The sequence below is a fragment of the Ruegeria sp. BB7 genome (assembly GCF_056539365.1).
On sequence record NZ_JBQFUV010000028.1, the window covers coordinates 1 to 16,749 of the forward strand.

The following is a 16,749-nucleotide window of genomic DNA, read 5'->3' on the forward strand; positions in this document are numbered from 1 at the left end:
GTATCGAGGTGGCGCACATGATCCGCAAGGGCCAATTCACGCCCGGACTCTGTCCATTCAAACAATTCGCTGAGCTGGCCGCCTAGCTCCGATCCGATCCGATTCTTGAAACAGCTCGTCGTGCTCAAAACTTTGCAACAGAACCCTGTAGACTTCACCTCTGTAAAGGTGAGCCAAGGCACCTATCTCGGCTGCCGAAAATTCCTTGGTTTCACTTGTAGTTGAGTCGCTCATATCTCTTCCAGATATTGCTGCTATGACGTTGCATGCGATAGCGAAGATTTCTGTGGTAAAACCATCGAGATGAGCACTCGGTGATGTACAAGAGATCACGCAAGTCGTTCAAATTTGGTTTTCTGCTGCTTTTTGCCGAAAGCGTATTTCTCGGAATTGGCTTATCTTAATCCACTGCTTGATGTCCTAGTTAAGAGACCATTCGGAGTTTAGGAACGGTTGATCTGCCATTCACGAGCTTTAGGGCTGGTGAATGGCATTTCTGGGGTTAGACGGAGAACCGTTCGGATTTTGTGGATTCGTTAACTGATCTGATACTCGTGAGCAGCAGCAACTGCGGTTTTCAGATTGTCCCAGTTAACTTCCGCTGGCACTGTACAGTCCGCTGCAAGCATAAACTTGTCAGGACGTTCATCGCAGGCGCGACGAACGTCAGCTATGATCTCCTGCTCTGTTCCATTCAGGATGGCGCCCTTCCGCAGCAAGCCACCCATGAATGGCCGATTGAACAGCGCGGACACGTCTTTGCCGGACATGCCCCCTTTGTCCAGCTCTAACCCGCAACTAATCACGTGACCGGGGTAGTCCAGATACGGTTCATAATCGACATATATATCCTGATAATCACAGACATGTAGAACGTTGAATTCGCAGTTTTTCTCGATCTCTTTCATGAGCACCAAATCATACGGTTTGATGTTTTCAATGAACACAGAGATGTCGTCGTAATTGTTCCGACCACCACCTTCAGTCGAATGATAAAAGCCATCCACCCCGAGTTTGATGCACTCTTTGACAAAGATCATAAGGCTTTCAGAAATGATTTCGAGGCCTTTTCGGGCGGCTTCCGGGTTTTCCAGAAGATGGGGAGTGAATCTTTTACTTGTGTGAACCGCACACATGAATGGCGAGTAAAGAGTCGCCATAACAACCGCGTTCTTTTTGGAAGATTTCACTAATTGCTCGACGACATATAGCTGTTCTTCATAAAACTCTTTTCCGTAACACGGGATCTTTTCCCAATCTTGCGGGTTCGTGATTTCCGGAAGAGTCGGGAAAACATTTTCGTACTGGACTTTCAGCACGTCCATGTCGGTGTATTCAAAATACTCAAGGTGTTTTTGCACTGCGGCATCGCCACGGTGGAACTTGGGGTCGAAATGGATAAAGAAGGCCGCAGGGATGCTCCTTTGCGTCGTTCCTTTATCGAGTAGTCCAAGGACGCGTTCTCGCTTGTTCATGTGCTTCTCTCATTACAGTAAGTAGTGGTGTTTGGTAGGCGCTACAGGTTAGAACAGCTCCAACGTCATGAGATCTTTGCCATAAACGATCTCTCCGCCAAAATTTTCGCGAATTGCCGCCATGCCGCGTTCGTAATTTGCGGGTTCATCAAAGTATCCAGCCTGATGGCTTAGAACGAGTTTCTTGATCCCTGCATCTCGGGCCGCGATGCCGATTTCGGTCGTTCCAGCTACGAGAGGTCCGATGATTTCTCCGTCAATGTCGCTCGGTCCGCGACAATGTGCGACCCAAACATCTGCGCCCTTGATCAGATCAGCGACAGGGGGGATCATTCCAGTATCACCAGTGAGGGCAATATCGCCCTGCGGAGTATTAACTCGGTAGGAAATGCTGTTCAGTTCGGCCGGGAAGTGATGGACTTCCCCCGTCGAAATGGACCACCCATTCCCTTCAATGCGATCGCCGGGCACAATCTCATTGACTTCGTACTGCGGTCTTGGACGCGGCAATTTCCCACCACGCCGTTCATAAAGGTACAGGCTTGAGGCGTTTGAAATCCGCGAGTGGATATCGTCTTTGTATGCGCCATCAGCACCGATTAGGCGATCTACAATCCAAGCTGTGGGGCTTGGTCCATAAATTTTAAGGTCTTTTTGATCGCGTCCCATCTGATCCCAACGCACAAGCAAGAAACAAGGAAGATCCGCGTTATGGTCAAAGTGGTGATGCGTCATGAACAAATGGCCGAAATTAGTTGGATCAAGGCCCATTTGAGCGATTTTGTGCATCGCGGCTGGTCCACAATCGAACATCAGATACTGATCGTCGATCTGAAGGATATGGCAGGTACCAAATGAGTGCTTTGATGGTGTTGGCGTGCCCGTACCGACCAGGTGCAGTTTGATCATGATGGGTTTCCTATTGTTTTACTTGTGGTTCTTGGTCCAGCTTTTGGTCCGAATTGTTGGAAGCCAAAGCGCGCCCGAGTTCGCGGTCGAAGATTTATCGGGAAACAGGAAACTACTGCCTAGCTCTATGAGGTTGTTCTCTAGCTAAGTGGTTTGCGTCTAGTTTCATACCTGTCCATTAGTAGTGGGCTTCGGGCGGATGGGAGTGGGGGTTCCGCCCGAAACCCTTTTCAAAGTAGCTGCGTTCAGGAAACGCCTAGGGAGGTGGGCTTTCTACTTGAGAACTCCAACTTCTTTGAAATAGCGAGCTGCTCCTGGATGTAGCGGTGCTGCGTTGTTGAAAACAGCGCCTTCAGGAGTGACTCGCGCGGTCATTGCACTCACGCTTGCGAATTCGTCCAAGTTGCTGAACAGGGCTTTTACAGCTTCATACATCAGCTCTTCGTCGAACTCTTCGTGTGCGATGATGCTCATGTTGAAGCCAATAGCCTCAACCGGATCGCTATTGAGTTGGTTTTCGCCATAGACATCCTGGTCGATGGCAACAACTGCAGCGCCCGGTAGACGATCTGTGATCCGCTGAGCAGTTTCTTCGTCCTGGACTTCAAGCATCCGAATGTCTTTGTAGAGCGCGATATCGCTCACAACGGCGTATGGAGGAGCTGACCCCCAAAACGCTGCATCAATGTGACCATTACGTAGTTGGTCTGCCGCGTCCCGCGCTGATACGAACCGGAAATCAGAATTGTCTTTAGTGACTCCGTGTTCTTCCAAAATTGCGGATGTGATGTTGATCATCGAGCCGCCTTTGGCGTCTACGGCAATTCGTTTTCCTTCCAGATCAGCGATGCTTTCAATCCCAGAGTCGCCCAGCACTACAAGCTGGATTACCGATCCAGGCCAAGAGAATACTGTGCGTACTGATTGGTACTCGTCAGCCTTTCCTTCAAACTGACCTTTTCCATCCATCGCATCATGCAGGGCTGGATTGAGAGTAAATCCCAGGTTGGTGCCACCAGCCGCTACCTTGTTGATATTGATGATGCTGCCACCGGTTGTCACGGTAACTTCAAGGTTATCCATCTCATCGGCCCATTCTTTGGCCATTGCAGTACCCATCACGTACCACCCTGCGCCCAGTGATCCAGCTGATAAGGTGGACCTGGTAACCTCTTCAGCTGAAGCCATACCCGCTATAGATAGAGCACCGCTGATTAAGCCAATACCGATAGTTTTTCTAAGATCCCTCAACATATTAGTTCCTTTCCTGTTGTGAGCAATTTTTGTTGCTTAGTGGGTTTGGTTATGTCCGCGAGAGAATGCGGTCGCCTTCGAAGCAGAAAATTCTATTGATCATTGAGCTTCTCTCTTGGGCCTGGCGCCAAGTTGCGTGCTGAACACGAAGTTGACGACGAAACACGCTGCAAATGTGCCTAGTCCGATCAAGTTCACCGACGAGTCCGGGAAAATAAGCATCAAACCGGCGAGCAGGAAAATTCCTCTGCTGATGATGTGCAAGGTGGCTCGCAGATATCCTTCAAGACAGAGAGCAAAGCTCGCGATACCGACCAGGCACATTGTGGTCGCCCACAGAATCTCAGAGGTTGTACCCATGAGTAGTAGCGCGGGATTGTAGGCAAACATGTACGGAATTACGAAGCCAATGGACCCTACCCAAAGCGCAAGCATTGCCGTCCTAACCGGGTTTGATCCTGCAATACCGGCCGCAGTGTACGCGGAAATACAAACAGGAGGCGTAATCCCTGCCAGGCTTGCAAAGTAGAAGACAAACATGTGGCTCGCCAGCGGTGTAAGTCCCAGTTTCTGCAGCGCGGTGCCAGAAACCACTACCACGAGTAGGTATGCTGGCAATACGGGCATACCCATGCTCAAGATCATTGCAGCAACCATTGCCATGGTCAGTGCATAAAAAAGATTTGCTTCCGCGATTGAGCTAACCAAGATGCTAAACTTAACGCCAACTCCGGTCAGAGCGATGATGCCAATGATGATGCCGATGGATGCGAGGCAGCCGAACAACATCAACGAATTTCGAGCAGTCGTATCGCAAATATCCAGATAAGCCTTTGGGGTTCTGTTCGGTTTACCCGTCAGCAGCATGAGCGCCAGCATGAAGACTACCGAATAGAAGCATGAGTAGGTTGGAGTGAACCCGCGCATCAACAATAGAATGAGCAATCCAACCGGCAGGAAGAAAATCCCACCCTTTTTAAACGTCTCAAACAGAGGCGGGGCTTCACCTACCGGGATTGGCTGGATATCGTCTTTGTGTGCTCTCAGATACACAATTGCGAACAAGCACATATAGTAAAGCAGGGCAGGAATGGCGGCGGCGGCGGCGATTTGGATGTACGGAACACCGATAATCTCTGCCATCACGAACACGGTCGACGCCATAATTGGTGGTACGATATGCCCACCTGTCGATGCAACGGCCTCGACTGCGCCGGCAAACGCGGGTCTGTAGCCCACCTTTGACATCAGCGGAATAGTAAATGTACCTGTTGTCAGAACGTTACTTGCACCGCTTCCCGATATGCTTCCGAACAGACCACTGGCGAAGATCGCAGATAGCGCAGGGCCGCCACGCAATCGCCCAACTAGCGCCAGTCCGATTTTGACAATCGAGTTCCCTAAGCCGGATACTTCAACCATCGTCCCGAACAAGAGGAAGATGAAGATAACATTGACCATCACGTTCAGTGCCAGCCCAAAGATACCCTCATTGCTGAAGTAGAGGTAGGAAACCAGTTCACCCAGCGGGTAGCCCGGATGGCCAAAATTTCCAGGTATGTAATTTCCAAAAAGCGCGTAAGCGATAAACGCCATAACGACCCAAAAGAACGCAGGTGGCGTAACTCTGCGAGCTGCCTCGACCACGCACAAGAAACCCGCAGAAAACGCCAGAACGTCCCATGTGTTAGGGTTTCCGAGACGGTAGACAAGATCGTCTTCTACCCAAATGATGTAGGTAATGCTCAATATATTTGCCATGAAGAACAAAGCGTTGATCAAAAATAAGACGCTGTTGACCGCTCCGTTTGAGCTGGGCACAGCTTTCATCGGGACAGTTAGAAAAATAATTGCGAAGGCGATCATCAGTGGCAAGCCACGTTGAATGGAATCCGTCATCGTTCCAAACCCGGCCGTATAAACCAGGAATAGTGTCAAAATTCCCCCTAAGGCGTAGGCAACACGCTTGTTGATCCCGACGCCTTGAGATTGTTCTGCGGCTTCATCCATTTTTCTCTCCCTAGAGTTGGATCATTCCCTTTCGGGGTAACGGCTGGGGTGATCCACATCCCGCCAGTGCTAGACTTTTTGCCTGCATTTACTCTGTGCCTGCTTCATGCAGATCCGGTTGCCAGATTACTTCCCCCAAAAATGGCAAAACCGACTTGCCCCTTTAGTATCATAATTTACAAAATAGTATACGGTTTTGTCAATATGGATTTTGAATAATTGCTTAATTGCGGTAAACAGCCTAACATTCAAGTTAGACGGGATCTAAAATTGGCTAATCGTACACGATTTATGATATATGGTGTATGTTGTTGAGGAGACTGGTTAGAATGAAAAGTGTAGAAGTCCGTTCAGGCCGCGATGGTTCGGAGAGCGCTGCGGATCCAATATATGCTGACCTGAAAGAAAGAATTCTCTCCGGCGATCTTCCGGGCGAAACTCCTCTTCGGCAAGACAGTATTGCAGTGAATTATAACGTAAGCAAAATTCCGGTTCGGGAAGCCTTGAGGCGACTGGAAAACGAAGGTTTGGTTACGTTCAGGCCGCGCCGAGGTGCCATTGTACGGTCACTTTCGAATGACGAAGTCCTTCATCTGATGGACATTCGCATTGCACTGGAATGTCGGGCGTTGGAACTCGCCGTTCCCAACATGATTGAGTCTGATTTCACTTCCATCCGCAAGTTGCTGGACGATTACGCTGTTCGCACAGAAGTTTCGGAATGGAGCGAATTGAACCAACAGTTTCATCAAGCGATTTACGAACCATGCGGGAATCGTGAAATTCTTACATTGATTGCAAGCGTCCAACAAAAACTTGGTCGCTACCTAAGAATACTCGTAACCGAAATCCGGGGACTTCAGCGTCCGATGCGTGAACATGCTGAAATTTTGACAGCCTGCGAAGATGGCCGAACCGAGGACGCAGTTCAGCTTTTACGGAGACATATTGAAACGACAAAGAAGGAAGTTGCCGCGCATTTGCTTCGCGGAAACAAGACTTCACTTGGGGCGTAAAAGAGGCCGAGCTGATCGACCTCATTTTGTTCTATAGACTAAACAAATCGCGCCAATTCGCGTTATGCAATTTCAATCTCGTCCGCACTTATTGCAAAACGCGCGGTCGAAGCGTCCACGGAATAACTTTTTTCCAACTCATCCAATCGCGTAGTTAGATCGTTGACGCAGTCGACAATATACTTGGCTTTGTCGTCACTCATCAGGTAGCTGAAATTCAATCGAACCCAGCCCGGCTTTTCAAGCTCTTTCCCCTGTTGCAGATCGCAAAACAGTTGCTCCGACTTTTCTTCTCCAATGTTCAGCAAGTGATGGGCATATGGTCCGGCGCAAGCACACCCGCCGCGGGTCTGTATCCCATAAACATCACTAAGCATTCGTGTGAAAAGCTGATGGTGGAACCTCGATCCATCCTTGCGTTTTACAAGGAAAGAGAAGATCGGAAGGCGGTTTTTGTGATGAGTGCCAAGCAAAACTAGTTGTGGGTTTGCCCTCCATGACTCGAGAGCCAAGCAGTTAAGCTCATAATTTCGCTTTGAAATATACTCTTGAGTTAGCGTGTCTTTGACAATGAAAGCCAGCGCCGCCCGGATGTCGCCTACTACATTTGGAGTTCCGGCTTCTTCTCGAGCGGCAAGGTTCTCGGTGTAATTGTGACCCCAGGGTGATACGAAAGTTACGGTACCGCCGCCCGGCCAAGTTGGTTCGCATGCGTCAACAGCCCTGTTTCGAACGATCAGAACGCCTGAGGACCCCGGCCCACCAATGAATTTATGGGGCGATACCACTACGGCATCTACTTGGCAGTCTAAGGACGGGTTCATGTCGATTGACAAGTAAGGTGCGCCACCGGCGTAGTCCCAAACCGAGAGAGCGCCATGGCGCTTCAACAGTCGGGTCGTTTCAATGGGATCGGTGATGACACCAGTTACGTTTGACGCAGCTGTAAAACTTCCGATTTTCAGATCGGCGTCCTCATGCTCGAGCAGCGCGGCCTCCAAAGCAACCAGGTCCGGACCGCCGCATTCCCCTTCTGGAATTGATACGACGACCGCATTGCTTTCGCGCCAAGGCAAAATGTTTGAATGATGCTCGTATGGCCCAATGAAAACGACAGATTTCCGTACTTTATTTACTCCAAAAAGAGTAACCAGCCGATTCAATCCAGATGTAGCACCAGAGCCAGTAAAGATGACCGAACACCGATCCGTGGCATTAGTCAGCCGCGCTATTTCTGACCGCGCTGCAGCGCGAAGGCGCGTCATATAAGAACCACAGTACGAGGCTTCAGTATGACTGTTTGCATAAAAGGGCAGGACCCTGTTCTGGACGTAATCTTCAATTTGCTTCAACGCACGTCCCGAGGCGACATAGTCTGCATATGTCAGCCTTACGTCCCCGAGCAGGCCGGGGATCAGAGCGCCTTCTCCGATAACTCCTTCGTGGATGGAGCCCACGATATTTTCGGATTTTAGCGAGTTTCGAAATTGCTCCAACGTCATTTCACGCCTCCCATTGCGACGCGCGCATTTCACTTAGGGCAAGAACCCTGAACTCTTAAGTCTTGTGGTTACCAGGTCGCGTCCAGAGCAGCCCAAGTTGTTTTCAGTTCGGTGTAGTTATCCAAAGCATAAGCAGAACGGTCGCGTCCCAGCCCGGATTCCCTTGTGCCGCCAAACGGAGTTCCAATGTCACCCAACTCGTAGGTGTTTATTGCGACAGTTCCGATCCGCAGTCGATTGGCGACCTGGAAAGCCTGCGCCATGTCGTTCGACCACACAGCTCCGGCAAGCCCGTAGCGTTGCGCATTCACCAGATTGATTGCTTCATCGACGCTATTGACATTCGTGCTGACCAATATGGGTCCGAACACTTCTTCGGTGAATATTGCATCGTCTTGGGGTACGTCTGTCAGCAAAGTTGGCTGATAGAATGCACCAACCTCGCCAATGTCTTTTGGGTTGCCGCCACAGGCGACATTCACGCCTCGCTGTGCCGCCGCCTCAACAGCGGCATGGACGCCCTTCATATGGTTGGCGTCAATCATGCTCGACAGGTTTATTTCTGGATTATAAGGATTTCCGATCGTCAGGCTTTGGAACCTGGCTTGAATCTTTTGCAACAGTTCGTCGTGCCCGTCGCCAACAAGGATTAGCGATGCGCCAGCATCACATACCTGACCCTGGTGATAGGCGATGCCCCAAACAATCTGCTCTACCATCTGATCACTGGCGCAATCAGGACTGAGAACGATATGGGGGCTTTTCCCGCCTGCCTCCAAGCTTACCTTTTTCATCCCATTCGAAGCCGCGACTCCCATGATATGTGCGCCGACCTCGGTCGAGCCGGTGAAGGCAATAGCATGAATGTCCGGGTGGCGGACCATGGCTTCTCCAGTTACGCGCCCATTACCGGTAACGACTTGGAAAACACCTTCTGGAATACCGGCTTCAAGAGCCAGATCGGCCAGTACGAGAGCATTCAACGGGCTCAATTCCGGGGGCTTCAGAATGACTGAATTACCAGCAGCCAACGCTGGAGCGACTTTGGTAACGGCCATCATCAATGGGAAGTTCCAGGGTGTTATCGCGCCGACAACTCCGATTGGCTCGCGGCTGATCAGGCCGAGCCGATCAACTGAGGAGGGCGCAATCTCACCATAGATTTTGTCAATAAGCTCTGCATACCAACGCAGTCGAACGATTGATTGCGCCACGTCGACATTTCTCGCCTCACGAAGCGGGCGACCAGAGTCGATGGTCTCGATCTGTGCCATGCGCTCAGCGTTAGCTTCCATAAGGGCGGCCAAATTCAGAAGACGCTCTCGCCTGTCACGCGGATGCATGCGGGACCACGTACCTTCATCGAAGACCCTGTTCGCTACAACAACAGCTTTGTTGACTTCTTCCTTCGAACAGATTGGAAGCTGCCCAAGTGCGCCTTCGGCAATCGGTGACTTGACCTCGAAAGAGCTTTCCGAATCTGTATGGACATTTTCGCCGATGCGCGAGCCCAGCTTTGGCAAGAGTGTAGTGTCAAATTCCAACATTTCGCTTTCAATCCAAGTCGCTAGTTTAGAGCAGCACCTCACAACGCAGAGATTGCGACGTTTGACGGGAGTGTGCTTTCCAGATCATATCGTATACGATACAGAAAATAGATATACTAAAATGAGAAACTTGTAAACCTTATTGGCAATCAACCCTGTACTAAAAATCGGATTTGGCGTTCGCTCAGATCAGACGGACGGTAGTGGTGTCCGTGTGCACTCGTGGTTTGGGGAGCAGTGACACATGAAGGGACTGGTCACTCCGGATATTGCAAAAACACCCAGCTACGATTGTGCTACGCGAAACCAACGCAGCGCCAGCTAGATCAGTAACTGAATTACAACCTGAAAAAGGCCAGTTCAAATCGACTGGCACAGTCTATGACTATCCAGAACTGCTGCATAAAGGCCCCGGTCAGACACGGCATCACCAATCCTGAACAGAGCGTATTTCCCATTTGCTCCATCGACCTTCAGAAGGGACGGCTGTTCCTGATTATTGAGCGCTGCAGTATAGTCCAAAGCCCCGTTGTTCTCGGATCGATGTTTCAGGCTATCAAATAAGTCATCGTTTGGAACTGTACCCGCTTCGACAATGATCTGATGGTAGCAGCGAGTTTGGGTCTTGCCGCTGTATTCGTGTACAAACACAGCTTTCAGTTCGCTACCTTTCCGGTTGATAGATTTCAGACGTAGATCGGAAAGCAATTTAACATCCATCTGGTGGAGGTTTCGCAGATGGATAGCATGATTTGTGACGCCGACATTCTCGGCAATCATTCTGTCGGGTGTAATCAGGTCAACCTTTGTGTTCTCGCGCCCTGCGATAAACTCCGCGCAGCTTGGGCCACTTTGACTACCTGTTTCATCATAGACTAGCACCTTTCCATTCGGCGCAACCTCGCCGGACATGACATCCCAAACGCTAAAACCGAATTGTTCGGCTCCATCAATCATTCCAGATTCTGGCATTCCACCATTGGCAAGCAATACCACGTCCGGGTGTTCATCGAGAATGTCGCTCTTTTCCGCAAAAACGTTGAAGCGGAAATCGACTCCTAAAGCTTCACACTGATCATATTGCCAACGTGGAATCCCAATCATATTTGATCGCCACGGCGTGCGGGCAATATAATTCACTTGACCGCCTGGCTGACTTTGCGCCTCGAACATCACCACTTTGTGGCCACGTTCAGCGCAGATCCTGGCAGCTTCCAGCCCTGCCGGTCCCGCGCCCACAATGACAATTTTTCTTTTTTGAGGAGCCTGTCTTATTGAATGACTAAGTATTTTCTCTCGCCCGGTTACCGGGTTGTGAAGGCATAATGCGTCGCCGCCACGATAGATTCTATCGATACAATAACCCGCACCGACGCAAGGCCGAATAGCGTCGTCTTGCCCAGCCAAATGTTTTCGAACCAGATGTGGATCTGCGATATGCGCACGCGTCATACCGACCAAATCAACGTGACCTTCGGCAACCGCGAAATTGGCAGTAGCAAGATCTGCGATGCCGGCAGCGTGCACTACCGGGAGTTGAACCGCACGTCGAACTTTGCCCGCAAGTTCTATGAACCGCCCTGACGGAAAAGCCATAGAAGGGACGGTTTCTGCGACTCCTGCTTTCGTCCAATTGGCACCGCCAGAAACATTCAAGCAATCGAGCAGACCTGACTCAGCATATGCCTTTGCAATGGCGATGCCTTCATCTTCGGAAATCCCTCCGTCAATAAACTCATTTACCGAAAGGCGAAGGCTGATAACAAAGTCGTCGGGAATTCTGGCGCGAATACCTTCAAGTACCTCCAGGCCAAACCGAATGCGATTTTCAATCGATCCTCCATATTCATCTGAACGCTGATTGGATAGAGGACTCCAGAACTGCCCGATCAAGTGACCCGACGCCAGCAGTTCAACTCCATCAATCCCTCCATCCAGGCATCGCTGTGCAGCGGTAGAATAGTCCTCAACCACTCGACGAATATCCGAATGCTCAAGCAACTTGGGTATGGCGCCATGTGCCGGTTCGCGTATGGGCGAGGGGGCAATTGTTGGCAGCCAATTCCCTGATGTTGGGCGAGTTCGCCTGCCCGCATGGCTGAGTTGACACATCAATCCAACGTCATGCGCATGAATGCGATCGGAAAAAGCCCGAAGGTGGGGTACGATATCATCGCTCACCAGGTTCAGCTGCCCAAAGGATGGAGGTGAATCCAGCGAAACCGATGACGCGCCACCAAACATGGTTAACGAAAGGCCACCTGCAGCTTTCTCTTCGTGATAGCGCTGGTACCGTTCCATCGGCATGCCGTTTTCAGCATAGGCTGGAGCATGGGAGGTGCTGATGATGCGATTTTTTAGTGTCAGGTGCCCCAGCCGGAAAGGTTGAAATAGGGACTTGTAAGGTGTTTCTGGCATGATGCGATCCGCTTGTCCTGTGTGAAACTTGGTTCGCGTAGTTACTGGGTTTGGTAGGCGGGCCGAGAAGATTGATCGCTAAGCTTGCCGGATGATTTTTGACTGAGTTAAGTCACCGCTCTTGATCAGTGTTAGGCATAGCTCAGACCACTTGGAGAGGTGATCGTTGAATGGGGAGGCAAGCAGAACTGGTGTTGCAACAAAGCCAGTGTCAGTGAGAGCAAATGGACGACAGCCGGATTGTCCAATTTCAGTAAGAAAAGCTCTTCTGTGCCTCCCCGCTTGCTTGCAGGTAGACTTCGTTATCGTCATCTGCTTGCAATTGTTGCCGATGCACGGTTCGCGTAATTTTCGCTGAGCATCGTTCGACAAGTGGTTTGATTGGTTGGGCGCAGCAATTGACCCGCTTTTTTCGCGTTGATCGCCTGCACGTATGAACCTGTGCCCTCTTGCCTGGCAAGAAACCCAATTATTGATTTGCAGGCTTTTGCTTTGCGCGAACCAGTAACCCGGGTGGTCAATTGCCGATCCGGGCGGCAATGAGTGGGGTTTTTGATGGCTACACCTTCCAGGAAGCCAGCCACGACAAATTAGTGTCTCAAACTCACGGGGTGGCATTTTATTGCACCTTGGTTTGGATTTGATCCTTGCAAATCGTATACCATTTTGCAATTATAAGATACCCAGTCAAGCGAAATCTCACGATTCTGAGGAAGGCAAAGCTACCTTGATAAAGCTGCTTCGAAAATCCCTCAACGAGTTTGGAGCTGATCTGCGCCCGGCGTTTCGTAAGTCATCGGAGAATGCGAATGAGCTCGGAAATTCGCCAATGTTCCCGACGGCGATCTGCGAATGCCGAAGGCTGATCAGCCTTGTGGGCAAGCTCGATTTGATCGTTGCGTTGTATTCTGCGCGATCGACCTGGCCTGATCTTCAGGGCAAAGGTTTTGCTCAGCGTCTCTGGTTGATTGGGAACGGTTTCAACAAAATAGGCACGCAATTTTGTTGCCCCGCGAACGGGCTAACACTTTCCGCTTGCCAGGATCGGATAGAATTGCCCGCCTTATGGTTGGACACTTCGTCAACTCGCGCCCGGTCAAACAGTGCGCTGGGAAAACTTACCGGTTTCTCCGAAAAAAAATGAGCTGAAGACAGCTCACAGTTCACATGAATTGGTACAAAATAAGGACCATGTAGGATGTCATCCTCACGCAAAATTGCCATCATCGGCACAGGAATTGTTGGGATAGCTACCGCTTACTATCTGGCGCGCCGATATGGCATCGAAAATATTACGTTAATCGACCGAGACCAGCCCATGTCTTTCACTTCGGCGCAGTCAGGTGAGAATTACCGTAACTGGTGGCCGCATCCGGCGATGGTTTCGTTCACAAACCGCAGCATCGATCTGCTGGAAGAAATTGCGCGTGAAAGCGACAACCGCATTAACATGAACCGTCGGGGTTATGCTCTGGCGACCCGTGAAACCGACATAAGTAACTTTGTAGAGCAACTAACAAACGGCCTCGGAGAAGATGCGTCCCGGTTGCTGCGTTTTCATACCGACGATACTTCGAAGACGTATCATTCATTCCAATCGCCAGATTGGGAAGGTGTGCCGGATGGTGTTGACATTCTTCAAAACCAGAACCTGATCAGAAAACTCTTTCCCAATTACGATCAAGAAATACAAACACTTATTCACATTCGCCGCGGCGGCGACATTAGCGGCCAACAGTTGGGGATGCATATGCTGGACTACCTGCGCCAAACTGGCGCGAAGCGAGTGGTAGGTCAAGTAGAGGGGATAACCAAAAAGCAACTCTATCGTATCGAGGTTTCTCAGGCAGATGGAACGCAGGTAATAGAAGCCGATCAAATAGTGAATGCTGCGGGGCCATTCGCCGACAAGATTGCTAAGATGCTGGATGTCAAGTTGCCTGTCTACAACACTTTCCAACAGAAAATTGCATTCGAGGACACACAAGGGGCGATCCCCCGCACACAACCGTTTTCGATTGATCTCGACTCGCAAGAGATTGACTGGACAGACGAAGAACGCGACATGTTGGCGTCAGACCCCGAATTCTCGTGGTTGGCGGATGAGATGCCCGGAGCGATTCACTGTCGTCCCGATGGTGGCGACAATGGCAAGTGGATCAAGTTGGGTTGGGCGTACAATGAATCTGCTGCTGAGCCCACGTGGGAACCGCCGCTGGATGACAATTTCCCTGAAATTGTTTTGCGCGGCGCAGCACGGTTGAATCCAGCCCTAAAAGCCTATTACGGCAAACTGCCTCGCAGCACGCACCACTATGGTGGCTGGTATACAATGACTGAAGAAAATTGGCCTTTGATAGGCCCGATGGGCGCAGAGGGGGCCTTTATGAACTGTGCTATGTCCGGCTTTGGGACCATGGCTGCGTGCACTGGGGGTGAACTTTGTGCCGCTTGGGTCGCAGAAGACAAGCTGCCTGACTATGCAAAGGGATTTTCGCTGCAGCGATACGAAGATCAGGCGTTGATGGCTGCGCTCCGCGATGCCGACAAAGGTGTGCTCTGACAAATGGATGAGAATATGAAGAACATAGTGCTCGTTGGTGCAGGTCGTATGGGCGGCTCAATGCTGCGCGGGTGGCTAGAAGCTCTGGATTCCGATTTCAGCTTTTGGGTCGTCGATCCACATGCCGGCTCGTCCCTGGACGAACTCTTGGTAAGCACGAATTCAAATCCAAGTGTTGTGCACGTGAAGGAAACGGCCCATCTACCTGCGGAAATGACTGCCGATGCAATTGTCATGGCAACAAAACCAAATTTGGTGGTGGGCGCCCTGGAAGGGTTGAAAAAACACATCGGCAAAAACACAGTCGTATCCTCAGTTGCCGCAGGTGTATCTCTGGAAACTCTGAAAAGTGCTACGGATGGGTCCGTCGCTTCCGTCAGAGCAATGCCTAATATTGGGGCCACTGCAGGATGCGCGATCACTGCGGCTGTTGCTTGCAAAGATTGTAGTGACGACCAGCGTGCACTTATCAACATGTTATTCCAAGCCATAGGTAGCTTCACTTGGCTTCAGAACGAAGAACATATGCACGTTGTGACGGCAATCTCTGGCAGTGGGCCAGCCTATTTCTTTGCTATGTGTGAGGCCATGATCAATACTGCTCAGGCGCATGGTTTAGACGAGGAAGCGGCTAAACTACTCGTCATAGGAACTCTCCGTGGTTCAGGGCTGTTGCTGGAAAGAAACCCCGATCCAGCGCATCTGCGTGAGACCGTTACCAGTCCGAACGGCACTACGGCCGCTGGTTTGACTGCTCTACGCGACGAAGGCAGATTGCAGACATTGATGGACGATACTGTTTCGGCAGCAAAAGCTAGATCGAAAGAGCTGGAAAGTTCCGTTTGTTAAATGGCTGACCGTAGTATTGAGATGTGTCCTGAGCACTTGCAATACACTGACGCACACGCAGTGGTAAGAATGATGCGGCAAAAATTTCGTCCGGCAATCCAAGAAACGATGGTTTCACCGATGAATTCCCGAGGCTCAACACAAACCGCTGAACCTGACTAACCGCCAAGACTGTACCGGTGCAATCTGCTCGGGCGGTTTACTGTTCCCTGGGGGTTTGCTTGGAATTTGGAAACGCCACTCGTTATGCTGTCAAGAATGGAGTAGCTTTCGAACATATATAGCGTGTGTGTGCTGGCCTGTTGCCGTTTCGTACCCGCTTGCACGCCAGTTGTTTCGCTGTATTGAACTTGGGCTTCTATTGTAGTTGGTTGGTTCACATGGAATGCGTGTGAACAAAAATGCGAAAGACGACTGGCAATGGGTGAAAACGGACAAGTGAAGCCGACGGCCCAGCCGATCTATGATGAGCTGAAAAAACAGATACTTTCCGGTAAAAGAGCTCCTGGTGAGCCGTTGCGTCAGGATGAAATTGCCCGCCAATACGGCGTTAGCAAAATTCCGGTAAGGGAAGCTCTAATGAAGCTCGAGGTTGATGGCTTTGTCCTCATCCGAAAGAACAAGGGAGCAATTGTCCGCGAAGTTTCAGCCACCGAGATCCTGAACATCATGGACATTCGAGTCGCATTGGAATGCAAAGCTCTGGAACTGGCCATTCCAAATATGATTGCCTCTGATATTGAACTAGCCGGCAAAATTCTTGACGACTACTCAAAGCATTCAGACCCTGCACAGTGGAGCGACATGAATTTGCGGTTCCACCACGCTCTCTATGAGCCCTGTTCCAATCCTCCCCTGCTACGGATGATTTCCGACCTGCAACAGCGCATTGGCCCTCAGCTACGTCTTTTGGTTACTACGGTTACCGGGTTGGAGCGACCTCAGTCTGAACATGCTGCCATTCTTGAGACATGCAGGGTAGGCGATGGCGGCAAAGCCGTCGAGTTGTTGAGAAAACACATCGAAACGACCAAGAAGGAAACTGCAGCGAAACTGCGCAGGATCGACAGGCGAATATAGTTGCTTCGATCGGACAGCATGAGGGTTCTGTTGCAAAGTTTTGAGCACGACGAGCTGTTTCAAGGATCGGATCGGATCGGAGCTAGGCGGCCAGCTCAGCGAATTGTTTGAATGGACAGAGTCCGG

General features: G+C 50.6%; 12 protein-coding genes and 2 pseudogenes. 6 read left to right on the forward strand and 8 right to left on the reverse strand.

Annotated features, from left to right (window positions below; all coding sequences use genetic code 11):
• Positions 1 to 86 (forward strand): annotated as a pseudogene (locus ACR0D7_RS18985) (IS6 family transposase); the annotation flags it as partial.
• A gap of 450 nt (positions 87 to 536) precedes the next feature.
• Here the strand turns inward: ACR0D7_RS18985 and ACR0D7_RS18990 are convergent.
• The 4 genes from ACR0D7_RS18990 to ACR0D7_RS19005 all read right to left on the reverse strand — a co-directional run bounded on the left by ACR0D7_RS18990 (position 537) and on the right by ACR0D7_RS19005 (position 5,648).
• A complete protein-coding gene (locus tag ACR0D7_RS18990) occupies positions 537 to 1,475 on the reverse strand; it encodes a uroporphyrinogen decarboxylase family protein (protein ID WP_480680414.1) in 939 nt (312 codons plus the stop codon).
• 48 nt (positions 1,476 to 1,523) lie between these two features.
• On the reverse strand, positions 1,524 to 2,384 hold the full coding sequence (locus ACR0D7_RS18995) for an MBL fold metallo-hydrolase (protein WP_480680415.1): 861 nt from the start codon (positions 2,382 to 2,384) through the stop codon (positions 1,524 to 1,526).
• 273 nt (positions 2,385 to 2,657) lie between these two features.
• Positions 2,658 to 3,638 (reverse strand): TAXI family TRAP transporter solute-binding subunit, encoded by a 981-nt coding sequence (locus ACR0D7_RS19000; protein ID WP_480680416.1) that lies wholly within the window; start codon positions 3,636 to 3,638, stop codon positions 2,658 to 2,660.
• Positions 3,639 to 3,737: 99 nt separating this feature from the next.
• On the reverse strand, positions 3,738 to 5,648 hold the full coding sequence (locus tag ACR0D7_RS19005; RefSeq protein WP_480680417.1) for a TRAP transporter permease: 1,911 nt from the start codon (positions 5,646 to 5,648) through the stop codon (positions 3,738 to 3,740).
• Between the two features lie 329 nt (positions 5,649 to 5,977).
• Here ACR0D7_RS19005 and ACR0D7_RS19010 point away from each other — a divergent pair, with 329 nt between their 5' ends.
• A complete protein-coding gene (locus ACR0D7_RS19010; protein ID WP_480680418.1) occupies positions 5,978 to 6,664 on the forward strand; it encodes a GntR family transcriptional regulator in 687 nt (228 codons plus the stop codon).
• A 62-nt stretch (positions 6,665 to 6,726) separates the two neighbouring features.
• On the opposite strand, the gene ACR0D7_RS19015 is transcribed toward ACR0D7_RS19010, so the two are convergent.
• From ACR0D7_RS19015 to ACR0D7_RS19030, 4 genes and pseudogenes are all read right to left on the reverse strand, one after another.
• Positions 6,727 to 8,166: an aminotransferase class V-fold PLP-dependent enzyme gene (locus ACR0D7_RS19015; RefSeq protein ID WP_480680419.1), complete on the reverse strand. Its 1,440-nt coding sequence runs from the start codon at positions 8,164 to 8,166 to the stop codon at positions 6,727 to 6,729.
• A gap of 68 nt (positions 8,167 to 8,234) precedes the next feature.
• Positions 8,235 to 9,713 carry an aldehyde dehydrogenase family protein gene (locus tag ACR0D7_RS19020; RefSeq protein WP_480680420.1) on the reverse strand — a complete coding sequence of 493 codons (1,479 nt, stop codon included), beginning with the start codon at positions 9,711 to 9,713 and terminating at the stop codon, positions 8,235 to 8,237.
• Between the two features lie 360 nt (positions 9,714 to 10,073).
• Positions 10,074 to 10,952, reverse strand: a complete 879-nt coding sequence (locus ACR0D7_RS19025) for an NAD(P)-binding protein (RefSeq protein ID WP_480680425.1) — start codon at positions 10,950 to 10,952, stop codon at positions 10,074 to 10,076.
• A 180-nt stretch (positions 10,953 to 11,132) separates the two neighbouring features.
• Positions 11,133 to 12,131: pseudogene (locus tag ACR0D7_RS19030) on the reverse strand (oxidoreductase); the annotation flags it as partial.
• A gap of 727 nt (positions 12,132 to 12,858) precedes the next feature.
• Here ACR0D7_RS19030 and ACR0D7_RS19035 point away from each other — a divergent pair.
• From ACR0D7_RS19035 to ACR0D7_RS19050, 4 genes are all read left to right on the forward strand, one after another.
• Complete coding sequence (locus ACR0D7_RS19035; RefSeq protein ID WP_480680421.1) at positions 12,859 to 13,275, forward strand: hypothetical protein; 417 nt, start codon at positions 12,859 to 12,861, stop codon at positions 13,273 to 13,275.
• A 54-nt stretch (positions 13,276 to 13,329) separates the two neighbouring features.
• Positions 13,330 to 14,694, forward strand: coding sequence for an NAD(P)/FAD-dependent oxidoreductase (locus ACR0D7_RS19040; RefSeq protein ID WP_480680422.1), 1,365 nt, complete (start codon positions 13,330 to 13,332; stop codon positions 14,692 to 14,694).
• A gap of 3 nt (positions 14,695 to 14,697) precedes the next feature.
• Positions 14,698 to 15,543, forward strand: a complete 846-nt coding sequence (gene proC / locus ACR0D7_RS19045; protein ID WP_480680423.1) for a pyrroline-5-carboxylate reductase — start codon at positions 14,698 to 14,700, stop codon at positions 15,541 to 15,543.
• Between the two features lie 420 nt (positions 15,544 to 15,963).
• On the forward strand, positions 15,964 to 16,623 hold the full coding sequence (locus tag ACR0D7_RS19050) for a GntR family transcriptional regulator (protein WP_480680424.1): 660 nt from the start codon (positions 15,964 to 15,966) through the stop codon (positions 16,621 to 16,623).
• Positions 16,624 to 16,749 lie beyond the last annotated feature (126 nt).

What these genes read in the sequence shown, in the direction of transcription:
- ACR0D7_RS18990 (WP_480680414.1), bottom strand. Translation starts at nt 1,475, where the DNA reads ATGAACAAGCGAGAACGCGTCCTTGGACTACTCGATAAAGGAACGACG.
- ACR0D7_RS18995 (WP_480680415.1), bottom strand. Translation starts at nt 2,384, where the DNA reads ATGATCAAACTGCACCTGGTCGGTACGGGCACGCCAACACCATCAAAG.
- ACR0D7_RS19000 (WP_480680416.1), bottom strand. Translation starts at nt 3,638, where the DNA reads ATGTTGAGGGATCTTAGAAAAACTATCGGTATTGGCTTAATCAGCGGT.
- ACR0D7_RS19005 (WP_480680417.1), bottom strand. Translation starts at nt 5,648, where the DNA reads ATGGATGAAGCCGCAGAACAATCTCAAGGCGTCGGGATCAACAAGCGT.
- ACR0D7_RS19010 (WP_480680418.1), top strand. Translation starts at nt 5,978, where the DNA reads ATGAAAAGTGTAGAAGTCCGTTCAGGCCGCGATGGTTCGGAGAGCGCT.
- ACR0D7_RS19015 (WP_480680419.1), bottom strand. Translation starts at nt 8,166, where the DNA reads ATGACGTTGGAGCAATTTCGAAACTCGCTAAAATCCGAAAATATCGTG.
- ACR0D7_RS19020 (WP_480680420.1), bottom strand. Translation starts at nt 9,713, where the DNA reads ATGTTGGAATTTGACACTACACTCTTGCCAAAGCTGGGCTCGCGCATC.
- ACR0D7_RS19040 (WP_480680422.1), top strand. Translation starts at nt 13,330, where the DNA reads ATGTCATCCTCACGCAAAATTGCCATCATCGGCACAGGAATTGTTGGG.
- proC (WP_480680423.1), top strand. Translation starts at nt 14,698, where the DNA reads ATGGATGAGAATATGAAGAACATAGTGCTCGTTGGTGCAGGTCGTATG.
- ACR0D7_RS19050 (WP_480680424.1), top strand. Translation starts at nt 15,964, where the DNA reads ATGGGTGAAAACGGACAAGTGAAGCCGACGGCCCAGCCGATCTATGAT.